Annotated in this window: 13 protein-coding genes; 1 reads left to right on the top strand and 12 read right to left on the bottom strand. The window is 48.0% G+C overall.

The window, feature by feature from the left end; genetic code table 11:
• Positions 1-19: 19 nt before the first annotated feature.
• Positions 20-331 carry a DUF3243 domain-containing protein gene (locus tag KTG14_RS06875; protein WP_216970229.1) on the top strand — a complete coding sequence of 104 codons (312 nt, stop codon included), beginning with the start codon at positions 20-22 and terminating at the stop codon, positions 329-331.
• 49 nt (positions 332-380) lie between these two features.
• On the opposite strand, the gene KTG14_RS06880 is transcribed toward KTG14_RS06875, so the two are convergent.
• The 12 genes from KTG14_RS06880 to KTG14_RS06935 all read right to left on the bottom strand — a co-directional run bounded on the left by KTG14_RS06880 (position 381) and on the right by KTG14_RS06935 (position 12,242).
• Positions 381-1,658 (bottom strand): MDR family MFS transporter, encoded by a 1,278-nt coding sequence (locus tag KTG14_RS06880; protein ID WP_216970230.1) that lies wholly within the window; start codon positions 1,656-1,658, stop codon positions 381-383.
• A 31-nt stretch (positions 1,659-1,689) separates the two neighbouring features.
• Positions 1,690-3,819 carry an ATP-dependent helicase gene (locus tag KTG14_RS06885; protein ID WP_216970231.1) on the bottom strand — a complete coding sequence of 710 codons (2,130 nt, stop codon included), beginning with the start codon at positions 3,817-3,819 and terminating at the stop codon, positions 1,690-1,692.
• A 77-nt stretch (positions 3,820-3,896) separates the two neighbouring features.
• On the bottom strand, positions 3,897-4,073 hold the full coding sequence (locus tag KTG14_RS06890) for a hypothetical protein (protein ID WP_216970232.1): 177 nt from the start codon (positions 4,071-4,073) through the stop codon (positions 3,897-3,899).
• Positions 4,074-4,088: 15 nt separating this feature from the next.
• On the bottom strand, positions 4,089-4,289 hold the full coding sequence (locus KTG14_RS06895) for a YwbE family protein (RefSeq protein WP_211655146.1): 201 nt from the start codon (positions 4,287-4,289) through the stop codon (positions 4,089-4,091).
• A gap of 93 nt (positions 4,290-4,382) precedes the next feature.
• Entirely contained in the window at positions 4,383-5,507 is a 1,125-nt protein-coding gene (locus tag KTG14_RS06900; protein WP_216970233.1) for a YsnF/AvaK domain-containing protein, read from the bottom strand.
• A gap of 123 nt (positions 5,508-5,630) precedes the next feature.
• Entirely contained in the window at positions 5,631-7,679 is a 2,049-nt protein-coding gene (locus KTG14_RS06905; RefSeq protein ID WP_216970234.1) for a catalase, read from the bottom strand.
• A gap of 157 nt (positions 7,680-7,836) precedes the next feature.
• A complete protein-coding gene (gene glsA / locus KTG14_RS06910) occupies positions 7,837-8,808 on the bottom strand; it encodes a glutaminase A (RefSeq protein WP_216970235.1) in 972 nt (323 codons plus the stop codon).
• A 113-nt stretch (positions 8,809-8,921) separates the two neighbouring features.
• Positions 8,922-9,524 carry an alpha/beta hydrolase gene (locus tag KTG14_RS06915; protein ID WP_216970387.1) on the bottom strand — a complete coding sequence of 201 codons (603 nt, stop codon included), beginning with the start codon at positions 9,522-9,524 and terminating at the stop codon, positions 8,922-8,924.
• 121 nt (positions 9,525-9,645) lie between these two features.
• Entirely contained in the window at positions 9,646-10,515 is an 870-nt protein-coding gene (hslO, locus tag KTG14_RS06920; protein WP_216970236.1) for an Hsp33 family molecular chaperone HslO, read from the bottom strand.
• Positions 10,516-10,555: 40 nt separating this feature from the next.
• Positions 10,556-10,765, bottom strand: a complete 210-nt coding sequence (locus KTG14_RS06925) for a DUF896 domain-containing protein (protein ID WP_216970237.1) — start codon at positions 10,763-10,765, stop codon at positions 10,556-10,558.
• Positions 10,766-10,914: 149 nt separating this feature from the next.
• Positions 10,915-11,361 carry a GNAT family N-acetyltransferase gene (locus tag KTG14_RS06930; protein ID WP_216970238.1) on the bottom strand — a complete coding sequence of 149 codons (447 nt, stop codon included), beginning with the start codon at positions 11,359-11,361 and terminating at the stop codon, positions 10,915-10,917.
• Between the two features lie 14 nt (positions 11,362-11,375).
• A complete protein-coding gene (locus tag KTG14_RS06935) occupies positions 11,376-12,242 on the bottom strand; it encodes a patatin-like phospholipase family protein (protein ID WP_216970239.1) in 867 nt (288 codons plus the stop codon).
• Positions 12,243-12,247 lie beyond the last annotated feature (5 nt).

Genomic DNA, 12,247 nt, shown 5'->3' on the forward strand with positions numbered 1-12,247 from the left:
GACAAGGAGTGAATTATACATGGAAAACGTTGATAAAAAAGTTGAAGAGAAATTGAGCAATACAGATAACAAAAAGAAAGAACAAATTTTGGCTGAATTCTCGACTTTCATCGATTATTTAGGCAACAAAGTTGAAATGGGCGAGAAAATGGGCTTGAGCGAAGAGCGCCTGGCACAGCTGGCGACGAAAGTCGGAGACCATCTTTCCAAAAAAGAAGAACCAAAAAATAGTGAAGAGTACCTCTTGCAGCGCTTATGGCAAGTAGGCGACAAAGAAGAACAGCATATGCTTGCACATATGTTAGTAAAATTGGCAAAAGAACAGAAATAATTAATCATGCAAAAAGCCTGAGCTTAGCCGCTCAGGCTTTTTCTTATGCTCAGCTTGTACTGGCAACCGCTCTTTCTTTATATAAATGGAACATCCATAAATAAACGAAGCCGCTCAAGACCGCAAATGTCCCTAAGATGATAAAGGTCCATCCGAACCCGAACCAAGCGGTCATCGGAATCGAAACCGGCGCAATCATCCGCCCGATCGTATAGCGCAGGCTCGCAGCAGCGAAGTACTGGCCACGCATCGATTCCGGTGCAAGTTTGGAAATGAAGCTTTGCTGCAGCCCGACGGTCATCAATTCAGCAAAAGTGAAGACCGCCATCGCCACGACGAACATCCAAAACCACGAAGTCATCGGGAAAATCGCCATCGATAAGCCGAACAACAAGGCCGAGAAGAAGAACACCCATTTCTCCGGAAACTTGGTCACCCAACGTGTAATGACAACTGTCAAAAGCGCTACAATCAAACCGTTTTGTGCCAATAAAATACCGAAAGAAGTTTCTCCTGTCACAGACCATTCACGCCCTAGAAAATCGAGGATTGTTTGGCGGTCGATCGTCTCCTTCAAATAGACTGGAATGACGAGATCCAATTGCATGAAGGTCTGCGCCCCCATGACACCCGCTACGACAAACAGCAAAAAGACTCGGTCTTTCAAGATGATGCCGTAATCTTTTACTTGCGAAAGCAATGCGCCTCTCCAGCCCGCGGCATTTCCCTCTTTCCATTTATCCATGACTTCAGCCGATAAGGTCTCTTCCGTATAGAGGTGCAATAATAGCCCCAGTAACATCGAAATGACAGCAACTGCCAACAGCAATTCGAAGCGGTAAGAAAAGAACAGCACTGCACCGAACAAAGGCCCGATGACGACGGCAATATTCAGAGTTGTATAGAACACCGCGAATACATCGCTCCTGTATTTTTCCGGAATGACATCCGCGATCATCGCTTGGCTCGCTGGCCAGTACAACGAGCCGCACATACCAGCCAACGTGAACGCTACGAAGCTGAGCTCGGGCGAACTGAGCCATGGCGAGTTTGCCATAGCGAACAGCAAGAACGCAAAGCCTTGCGCCACTGCCGCTGACACGAGCATGCGCTTACGCCCGAAACGGTCAGCAAAATAGCCGCCAAATAAATTGGCAGCCACAGAAAATATTTGAGAGACGATCAATAAGAGGCCCGCCATCCCTTTCCCGAACTCTTCCGCGAAATAAATCGCTAGAAATGGGAACACCATCCAAAAACTTGTATTCATGAAAAACTCGCCCACCAGCCGGACTTTCAGGCTGCGGTTCCAATCCCTGATCTTCATCTATAATGCCTCGTTTCTGCGTCTGTCTTTCTTATACCAGTTCGAGCAATTGATATTGCAGGCAAATTTCCAATAGAAACTCTTTATGCTCTTTGGTAAATTGGATGCCGACTTTCTCTTCATCCAAATCCGTAATCCGGCCATTTCCGAAGACGCGGTGGCGTATACTCGCCCCCACCCGCAATTCCTCAACAGAACGGACTGCGTCGGGATTATCCGGCACAGTAATTTTTGCTTTCGGGGCTTTTGGTGCGGACGTTTTGGCTAATTCCGCCTGTTTCATTTTCGGTAAGGCGATGCGCCGCATTTCTTCTACAAAACGTGATTCTTTGTCGTAGCTCAGCAATTCCAGATGGCGTTTCGCCCGTGTCATGCCAACATAGAATAAGCGCCTTGCTTCCTCCAGCAAAGCGGGATCGTCGGCGTCTTCTTCTGTTGGCACAATCCCTTCGACCAAATCGATTAAATAGACTCGGTCAAACTCCAAGCCTTTTGAGCTGTGCATTGTGGACAATGTCAGCATATCGTCGCTCTTTTCGGTCTTCGCCTGCTTTGTCACTTCCTCCAGCTGCTTCAAGCGTTTCGCGAAATCCATCATCGTCGGCAAAGGTTCGGCAATTTGTTCGAGCGTGCTGAGGATCTGCTGTAAATAATCAAGCTTCATGCCGAATTTCTCCGCACGGCTTTTAAGCATCTGATCGTAGCCCATATCGCGACGGATCGTCTGGATCACTTTTAAAGGCGGCATATCCTGCAACGCGTCCATCGATTTCCGCTGTTCTGCGATTAGGCGTAGCTGATAATCCTTCATGGTGATGGCCAAAGTGATTTCTTCGAAGGCATGCTGCTTTGTCGGCTGCATCCGCCCTAATTGCTTAAGCTGAGAGGCCGACCAATAAGCATTCGTCTTCGAAGCAATCTTGGAATACAAATCCACCCGTTCCGGGCGCAGGCTGAAACGCATGAAATTTAAGATATCTTGGACAATCCAATGGCTGAAAAAGCGATTGTCGGCATCTTTCATATAGAAAGGAATACCAAGGCGATCCAACTCATCCATCAATAAAGTTGAAGAAGAGTTGTTTCGGTACAAGATCGCAGCATTTCCGTATTCCTCAAGAGCAGAAAGTTCTTTCAAGAGGTATTTCAACTGCGCTTCTTGTGAAGCGAGGCGCCGGATGACAATCGGCCCGCCTTCTGGCCTGTCGGTGAACATATTCTTATCATGCCGCAATTTATTCGCTTTGATGAATTGATTGGCCGTGCTGACGATGGCACCGGACGAGCGGTAATTACGCTCCATTTTCATGATATAGGCATCAGGATACACTTGGCGGAATTTGAGTAGATAGCTTGGCTCCGCCGCCCGCCATGTATAAATGGACTGGTCGTCATCCGCCACAACGCATAAATTGCGGTGGCTCTCGACCAGTTTTTCAACGATAGCATGCTGGACCATGGATGTGTCTTGGCTTTCGTCCGTCATGACATAGTCCCAGCGCTGCTGGTATTTTGACAGCAGCTTGCGGTCTGTGTTCAATGCCTCAAAAGCGATCGTCAGCATATCATCGAAATCCACGAGCCTCGGCTCATGGTGTTCTTTGAATTCTTCGTAGATGGTCAAAATGTCGATGGCGCTTGGGAATGGTTCGTCCAATGACTTCCACTTTTTCTTCGGTACCATTTTATTTTTCACGAAGCTGACGAATGATACCAATTCTTCTAATTGATCGTCGGTAATCGGCTCATCGTTTTCACGGGCGTAGATGTCTTTCAGCAGGCGTTTCTTATTGAGGCGATTCGAGTCACCCCCTTCGATCATTACATAATCACCCGCTGACAAGTATTCTCTCGTGATTTGAAAAGCTAGACTATGTATCGTCGAAAAATCCACTGGGGAAAGGCCAGGAAAAAACCTTGCGTAGCGCTCAAGCATATCGGTCGCAGATGCTTTGCTGAAGGTAATCGCTTTGATACGCTTCGGTTGGACAGCTTTTTCCTCAATTAAATAACCGATTCTCATGATCATGGTCGTTGTTTTGCCAGAACCTGGGCAGGCGAGAAGCAATAGCGGCCCTTCTGTTCTGATTACGGCTTTTTTCTGTATTTTATTCAGCTCGACACCGAGCTCTTGTTTTTTTCGTTCAAAAAAATCACTCATGGTAGACTCCTTTTTGCGTTGGCAATCTCTTTCATAATAGCACAAAAGCAGGCCCATTTAAGCGGCCTGCTTTCCATTCAAATAAAATTGCGTTCCTGTGGTTTGGCTGGGTCGCCTGTTGGGCGCTTGTCTTTTCTCGTTGCCAAATCTTCATGAACCCGCTCTTTTTCGTCTTGTTCTTTGCTCGTACGGTTCGCTCCGATCCTTCTCGGGTCAGAGGATTGCAGGTCGTCTTGGTTGTGCTGATCACTCATACAAATCCCGTCCTTTCACTTGCCGTTTAGAATTTCACAAACACGACCGACTTGCCCGTCTTCCAGGCGCACTTTAATGCCATGAGGATGCGTCGCAGAGTTCGTCAATAAATCTTTGACGACGCCTTGTGTTTTTTTACCGGTCCGCTGGTCTTTTTTCAAGATCACATTTACTTCAATCCCCGGCTTTACGTCACTTCTTTTTTTCCCATCCATTTTCATCCCTCCAAGCTTGCTTTCATTATAATCGAATTGCCTTAGGCATACAAAAAAGCGGAGGGGAGTCCCTCCGCTTTTCATCCGTGCTGCTTATAGTCTATCGCGGTCTGTGCGGTCTTTACGGTCAAATTCGTCGTCCTCGACTAAATCGCCATCTTTATGAATGTCAGCTTCTTCTTTACGGACAGTTTCGCTGACATGCTCTGTGTCCTGAACTTTATTTTTGCCGATGGAAATCTCTTCAGAGACAACGTCTTTTTTCGTGACATCGACGCGTTCTTCAGAAACCGGCACGTGAATATCTTCACCTTCCGTATAGTCATGCGTGCCGTTCGTCTCTTCCTCATTAACTGGGCGGCGCTCAACATATACTTCTTCACGTTCCACCGGTACTTCCAGTGATTGCTCTTCTTCAACGACATGCTTGTCGACATGGACCTCGCCCGTTTGAACGCGTTCTTTATTGACTTGCAGGCGCTCTTCATGCAAACGCAGGCGCTCTTCTTCCGAATCTGCACGATCTAGGTCGCGGTCGATATCTTCGACTGTACGATTACGGTTTGTCGTTTCATCATTGAAATCCGAAGTCGCACGGTGAGTGCCTGTTGAATCGGCATCGTCTGTCGTACTATCTTCAGTTCCAAGTCCGAACCCAGTGCCACGCTCTCTGTCGACACCGGCAGTTTCAGAGCCCAGCGAATCGCGTTCTGTATTATACGCTACATCATTTTCCTCGTTTGTATCGACTGTCAAACCGTCGCGTGCCACTGCCGAGTTATCGACTTTTCTCTGGCTCGTCGTGCTATCGACTGTGCCTGAACTTTCCGTGCTGTCGACGTTTCCGTAACTGGTGTTATCGTATGGCGCTTCACCTTCGTAGTTCGCGCCGAATTCGCGGTCGACGAACAACAGGATTTTGCCGTTTTGTACATCATTGTAGTAGCGGTCTGCTTCTGCTTCGTCTACACCCATATTGGAGAAGGCTTCGCGCGTCGGTTCATTGCCGGATAGGAAGCCCATGAATTTATCCATCCAGTTGCCTTCGGATGATTTATAATCCACGTCTGTGCGTCCGCGTACCATCGAAATCTGGTCTTCATTGCGGGCCATCACATACATGTCTTCTTCACGTGAACCTTGCTCTTTCATGTCTTCGATTTTTTTCAGCACTTCTGTTTCTGTCTCGAATGTTCCCATGAATTTATTGTTAGCCATTTCAAATTCCTCCATTTTTTTGAGAAGTTTTTTGATTTCTAGTCTTGAAATTACCCCTCAGGTGTGTTATTAAACATTTTTAGTTTGAAATGTGCCGAAATACTACTTTTCCACCGTATTTTATCAAATTTCACGATTCCAATGGCGATGTGCCGCGATGGCTTCGATAAATTTTTCCGCAAAGCCTTTCATGGAATCATCTGTAACAACGCCCGGCTCGCCGGTATAACCATTGGCCTCCAGCCATTTCTTGCCTTCATGCGTGGCGCCGATTGGTTTGAAATGCCCGAATGCTTCCGTTACATAGTAGGCGGCATTTCGTGCGAATTTCTTACTGATGTCCGGACCGCCGACTGCATAGATGGCATCGAACAATACTGGGTCCGCAGTTGTGAACGTATGATCGATTTTCACTTGCTTGCCGTTTCCTGCGTCCAATTTGCCTTGCTGTTCGCTGATGATTTCGTATTGCAGGCCTTTGGATTCTAGCTGATCGAGCACTTCCATAACGTCCTTGCTGTTAAAATCAGGTGCTATAATAACGCCCACTTTGCGTGTCTTCGCGGATTTGACGGTATTTTCCTGGCTTAATGCCGGTGATTTTTTGCTTGTGTCGGTATTTCCTGTCTCAGGAGCTTTTACACCGATGTTTCCGGCAATTTCCTGTGCCAGATTGAGGTTGACGTTCGCATACATGTCAACGACTTGTTGGCGAATATCGATGCTGTCGCATTTGCCCAGCTCGAAGCTGAACGCTTCGATAATATGTTGTTGTTCCGGCTCGCTCATGCTGTTCCAGAACATCGTAGCTTGCGAGAAGTGGTCTTTAAAGCTGTCGCTGCGCTTGCGCACTTTGCGGCCTTCCACTTTCTCCTGGTAATGGACGTATCCACCGTCTTCTTCGCTGACAGGTGCCGGCGTATGATTGGTGAACGAGCTCTTTTGATAAGATACTTTTCCTTTATTGATTGTCTGGCGGCCATAACCATCGCGCTGGTTGTTATGGAATGGGCAAACGGCTCGGTTAATCGGCAGTTCATGGAAATTCGGCCCGCCCAGGCGGATCAATTGGGTATCCGTATATGAGAATAAACGGCCTTGGAGAAGAGGGTCATTCGAAAAATCGATTCCCGGCACTACATGGCCTGGATGGAATGCCACTTGCTCGGTTTCCGCAAAGACATTGTCGACATTGCGGTTCAAGGTCATCTTGCCGACAAGATGAATCGGAATCTCTTCCTGAGGCCACATTTTGGTTGCATCGAGCAAATCAAAATCGAATTTGTGTTCATCTTCTTCTGGAACGATTTGGACACCCAGTTCATATTCCGGGTAGTCTCCGCTTTCGATCGCTTCATGCAAATCCGCCCGGTGGAAGTCAGGATTTTTCCCGTTAATCTTTTGTGCTTCATCCCATACAAGGGAATGGACGCCAAGTGTCGACTTCCACGTGAATTTTACGAAATGGGATTTACCTTCCGCGTTGACGAAACGGAATGCGTGGACCCCAAATCCATCCATAGTCCGGAAGCTTCTCGGAATGGCGCGGTCAGACATCGTCCACATAACCATATGGGCCGATTCCTGATTGTTGGCGACAAAATCCCAGAACGTATCGTGCGCTGTTGCTGCTTGCGGAATTTCGTTATGCGGTTCCGGTTTAATCGCGTGGACCAAGTCTGGGAACTTGATGGCGTCCTGGATAAAGAACACCGGAATATTATTGCCGACCAAATCGTAATTGCCTTCTTCAGTATAGAATTTTGTTGAAAACCCGCGTGCATCGCGCACTGTCTCTGCGGACCCCCGTGAACCTGCTACTGTGGAAAAACGGACGAAGACCGGAGTTTTTTTGCCTTTCTTTGAAAGGAATTTTGCTTTCGTTAAATGTTCAAGCGAATCGTAAGCTTCAAATTCACCGTGTGCTGCGAATCCGCGTGCATGTACCACGCGCTCTGGAATGCGCTCATGGTCGAAGTGGGTCATTTTTTCACGGAAATGAAAGTCTTCCATCAAAGTCGGCCCGCGTTCACCCGCTTTTAAGGAAAATTCGTCCTCCGATAATTTCAATCCTTGATTCGTCGTCAAATCCTTGCCGTTGTCATCTGAACGGAATTGTTCCAATTGTTCGTTCTTGCTGTTTTCATCGATTTTCTTCGGATCTTGTGCCATTTTTCCACTCCTCATCTGTTTATGTACTACTTAGTCTCTCTGTACCCCCTCACCATATCTGAAAACAAATAAATAGAAAAATCGAAAACAACTATGAAAAAAGGCCTTGCAGTGAGATCATCTCACTGCAAGGCCCTGCTTAATTTCGGCATTTTTATTAAAAAATGCTTAAATCCCACTCTTTTGAAATTTGGCGTAGCATCATCGTTCCAGCAGCGCTGTTTCCTTGGACGTCAATTGCCGGCGCATAAACGCCGATGCCCGCTCCTGCGCGGAATTCATAGGTTTGCGAATGGAGTTTTGGCGGAACTGCTGCCATAATGCCGCCTGAAACGCCGCTTTTCGCCGGAATGCCGACATGCGCTGCAAAATTACCGGATGAATTATACATGCCGCAAGTGACCATCAAAACTTTCGTCACTTGTGCGATTTCTTCCGAAAAATGCTTTACTTTCGTAATCGGATTGTAGCCGTCGTAAGCGAGAATCAAACCGAGAAGCGCCAAGTCCTTTACTGAAACTTTAATGGAGCATTGGCTGATGTAGATGTCGAGCGCTTCTTCCACTTCGAGCTCGAGGAAGTTCGCTTCCTTCAAATAATAAGCAAGTGCCCGGTTGCGGTGTGAGGTGGCCCATTCCGAATCATAGACTTCCTTGTCGATTTCAATAGGGTGGCCAAGGAGCTCTTCGAGAAAGCCCTTTAAATAATCGAACTTCTTTTGTGCATTCTGTCCCGGGAGCAAGGAAGATATCGTAATCGCTCCCGCGTTGATAAATGGATTAAATGGCTTGTTCGGCCGATGGATTTCAAATGGCACGATCGAGTTGAACGCTTCGCCCGTCGGTTCCACATCCACACGCTCCAATACGAACTCCAACCCGTAATGATGGCTGAGCGCCAAGAATGTCAATGCTTTCGATATACTTTGTAAAGTGAACTCCTTGTCTGTATCTCCTGCACAGTAATAATGGCCGTCTTCGTCGATCATGCAAATTCCAAGCTTGCCAGGGTCGACTTTGCCCAGGGCCGGTATGTATTGGGCTGTGGTGCCAAGAACGGCATGTCCTTTGTTTTCTTTCACCCAAGCTTCAAGCTGCTCGGTGATGCGCGGATTGTTTTGCACCGCCATCCCTCCTCCAGTTTGTTTTCATTAATCATGACCGAAGCATATCATGAATGTCAAAGCATGCGGAACAGAATTGGACAAAAGAAAAAACTCCTCCAGAATTGGAGGAGCTTTGTTCACCCTTTTTCATACCAAGCTTTTGCTGCAACCAATTCATCCATCGTCAGCTGGTGCCCTTGGTTTTCCCAATGCAGGTCGACCTTGGCGCCGGCTCCGCTTAGCAGCCTTTGCAGATCTTCCGATTCTTCTTTCGGGCAGATCGGGTCGTTGGTGCCAGCAGCGATGAAGACACGCGTCCCGTCCAGATTCGGCAATTGCTTATTGCGGTCCGGTACCATCGGATGGTGCAAGATTGCCGCTTTCAATGAATCGTTGTACGAAAATAACAGGTTTGCGGCAATATTCGCTCCATTCGAATAGCCCAGCGCGATGACGTTATTCCGGTCGAAGCCGTATTCATCAGCGGCCTGGCCGATAAATGCATGCAGCTCTTCCGTTCGTTCACGCAAATCTTCCATATCGAAGACTCCTTCAGACAATCGTTTGAAAAAACGCGGCATTCCGTTTTCCGAAACATTTCCGCGAACACTCAACACGCCGGCTTCCGGATCGATGTGCCCTGCTGCCGGCAATAAGTCCGTTTCTGTTCCGCCGGTTCCATGCAGCAGCAGGAATGTAGGCTTAGCCGCCTCTGCCGGTGGGTTGTAAATATGTTTCATCATACAAAAACCTCCTATTTATAATATCTTTAATTCGAGATAACTTTATCTTATCATATCTATCTAAAGCTTCCAAATCAAAAAGCCTGCGGAGTATTCCACAGGCTTTAAGTGCAATTATTTAAGACAACATTTCCTGCAATTGATCTTTCGTGAACAGATAGGTTTCGTTGCAGAAATGACATTGCGCTTCCGCCTTGCCGTCTGTCACAATCATGTCTTCGATTTCTGCAGTTCCAAGGCCCTGGATCGCGTTTTGGATGCGGTCACGCGAGCATTGGCATTGGAAATTCACAGGCATCGTATCAAGCGCTTTGACATTTTCTTTGCCCAGTACTTCGTCCAAAATATCTTCAGGCGTCAAACCTGCACGTACCATATTGGAGATGGTCGGAATTTCTGTTAGGCGCTTTTCAAGCTGGCTGATCACTTTTTCATCAGTACCCGGCATCAATTGGATGACGAAGCCGCCTGAAGCTAGGATGGTATTATCAGGATTGACGATAACGCCGACGCCAACTGACGAAGGCGTCTGTTCGGATGTCACGATGTAATGAGTGAAATCATCCCCGAGTTCACCCGAGATGATCGGCACTTGGCCGACATACGGATGCTGCAACCCGATGTCTTTAGAGACAGTCAGTGTCCCTTCTGTCCCGACTGCCCGGCGGACATCAAGTTTACCTTGCTCGTTTAAGTCGAAATGGGTTTGCGGGTTGGACACATAGCCACGTACTTCGCCTTTCGCGTTGGCGTCAACAAGAATGGTGCCGAGCGGGCCGCCGCCATTGATTTTGATGGTCAATTTTTCTTCACCTTTAAGCATCGCTCCGAGCATGACGCTTGCTGTCATGGAACGGCCAAGTGCTGCGGACGCTGTAGGCCATGTATAATGGCGGCGCTGCGCCTCGTTCACCGTTTCTGTCGTGCGCGTTGCGAAGGCACGGATTTGGCCGTCGTAGGCCAAGGCTCTCACTAAATAATCATTCATCTATTTTCTTCCTCTCTGAAATCGTTTGGGTTTATTCGTTTTATTTTAAGTCTTTGACTTTGCTTGGCGTGACATCTGCGCCGAGCGGGTCAATGACCGTCATATTCGTTACAGTCGTCTCGACTTGTCCACGGATTTCCTGGAGATATTCGCGGCGGAGCACTTGCTGCTCCCGGATTTCCGCATAGCTCAATCCGTAGCTGCGCTCTTTTTGTGCCAATTCATTAATGCGCGGCAAGATCTGAATCATCTGAATCGCACTCCTTTCTGTGCGGACAGGGACATATCCACTTCCTCCATTTTATATTATCTCGAATTAAAAATAAATAAATGTGCCTGCATCTTCCAAAAGCACAAAAAGCCGCCAGCAGTCCTCTGGAGAACTGTGGCGGCCGAAGCTTAAACAACCAGGCGGAACTGGGTGCATGTAACACCTGGCGCAACTTCGAAGGTTTCTTCTTCACGAAAGCCGAACGATTCATATAATTTACGAGCCGGGACATTCGCTGTGCCGGTACTGACAATGAACTCTGCTGCATTCTTTTGCTTGAGGAGATGATCCACCAGGCTACGGGCGATTCCTTGACGAAACTGGAGTGGGTCGACGACAAGCCGGTAAATATCGATGATATCATCTTCTTTTTTATAGGAAATGAACCCTTTCAAATAGCCGTCCTGATAGCCGAGAAAGGTCTCTTCGCTTTGCTGGATTTCATCGATTGTCTCGGATATGTGGGGAATATCATGAAACCCCATGAGTTCTGCTTCGATCCGGTAAGCGGGACGCTGGATCGACTGGATGTCGCGTGCAACTTTCTCATCTGTCGGGTCTATTATGGTAATCATCACAAGCTCCTTCCCTAACTTAAGGCATTTTGTACATGGATAAATTTTTTCGCACGGGACACGGCCAGTTCTGCATCCCGGTAACCTTGGACATACAAAGCCGCGAGCCGATCTTGGTCACGCTCGATGCCGCGTAGCTTATGCAAATTGCGCGGCCGAACGATAATGGCCTCATCTTGTGCTTCGAGCGCCTCTATGTGTTTGAGCGATTCGTTGTAGATGCGCTGCCGTTCCTCAAGCGCACGCGCAAGGCCCGGGTACTGCCGGGCAAATGTAGGGGCGAGGCGCATAAGGGGCGTCTGGCGCTTCCGGTAGCTCTTTTCACGCGTCATCACTACGATCGGCTTAGTCACGCCGTCCAAGAAGGCTTGTTTGATCGGCAGCGGATCGGACAGGCTTCCATCCATGAGCAGTCGTCCATTGTATTCCACTGGGCGCGACATGAACGGCAGCGAACTCGATGCCCGCACGACTGTGAGCAAATCTTCCGAGGGCATTGGCTTGCGGTAGTAGATTGCTTCTCCGCTCATGCAATCTGTCGTTCCAACAACAAATTCTTCTGCAGCTGCGCCAAATCCGCCATAGTCAAAAGGCACGAGCCGGTTCGGAATATCGTCGAAAATTAAATTCATGCCGAACAATTCCCGTTTCTTCAGCAGGTTTTTCATCGAAATATAGTCGGGATGCGTTACATAATCGATCATCACCGTCCGATTCCTGCCGCTTTGCCGGGAAAGATATGACACGGCATTGCAAGCGCCTGCGGATACGCCAATCACATAATCCGCAAACAGGCCCTCTTCCATGAACTTCTGCAGCACGCCAGCCGTATAGACGCCCCGCATCCCTCCGCCTTCCAAGATCAATCCGCTTTTCACCATGACCC

The organism is Planococcus sp. CP5-4_YE (assembly GCF_019042655.1).
GTDB lineage: Bacteria > Bacillota > Bacilli > Bacillales_A > Planococcaceae > Planococcus.

Excerpts from the sequence above, each read along its gene's own strand:
- KTG14_RS06875 (WP_216970229.1), top strand. The coding sequence starts at position 20 with ATGGAAAACGTTGATAAAAAAGTTGAAGAGAAATTGAGCAATACAGAT.
- KTG14_RS06880 (WP_216970230.1), bottom strand. The coding sequence starts at position 1,658 with ATGAAGATCAGGGATTGGAACCGCAGCCTGAAAGTCCGGCTGGTGGGC.
- KTG14_RS06885 (WP_216970231.1), bottom strand. The coding sequence starts at position 3,819 with ATGAGTGATTTTTTTGAACGAAAAAAACAAGAGCTCGGTGTCGAGCTG.
- KTG14_RS06890 (WP_216970232.1), bottom strand. The coding sequence starts at position 4,073 with ATGAGTGATCAGCACAACCAAGACGACCTGCAATCCTCTGACCCGAGA.
- KTG14_RS06895 (WP_211655146.1), bottom strand. The coding sequence starts at position 4,289 with ATGGATGGGAAAAAAAGAAGTGACGTAAAGCCGGGGATTGAAGTAAAT.
- KTG14_RS06900 (WP_216970233.1), bottom strand. The coding sequence starts at position 5,507 with ATGGCTAACAATAAATTCATGGGAACATTCGAGACAGAAACAGAAGTG.
- KTG14_RS06905 (WP_216970234.1), bottom strand. The coding sequence starts at position 7,679 with ATGGCACAAGATCCGAAGAAAATCGATGAAAACAGCAAGAACGAACAA.
- glsA (WP_216970235.1), bottom strand. The coding sequence starts at position 8,808 with ATGGCGGTGCAAAACAATCCGCGCATCACCGAGCAGCTTGAAGCTTGG.
- KTG14_RS06915 (WP_216970387.1), bottom strand. The coding sequence starts at position 9,524 with ATGAAACATATTTACAACCCACCGGCAGAGGCGGCTAAGCCTACATTC.
- hslO (WP_216970236.1), bottom strand. The coding sequence starts at position 10,515 with ATGAATGATTATTTAGTGAGAGCCTTGGCCTACGACGGCCAAATCCGT.
- KTG14_RS06925 (WP_216970237.1), bottom strand. The coding sequence starts at position 10,765 with ATGATTCAGATCTTGCCGCGCATTAATGAATTGGCACAAAAAGAGCGC.
- KTG14_RS06930 (WP_216970238.1), bottom strand. The coding sequence starts at position 11,361 with ATGATTACCATAATAGACCCGACAGATGAGAAAGTTGCACGCGACATC.
- KTG14_RS06935 (WP_216970239.1), bottom strand. The coding sequence starts at position 12,242 with ATGGTGAAAAGCGGATTGATCTTGGAAGGCGGAGGGATGCGGGGCGTC.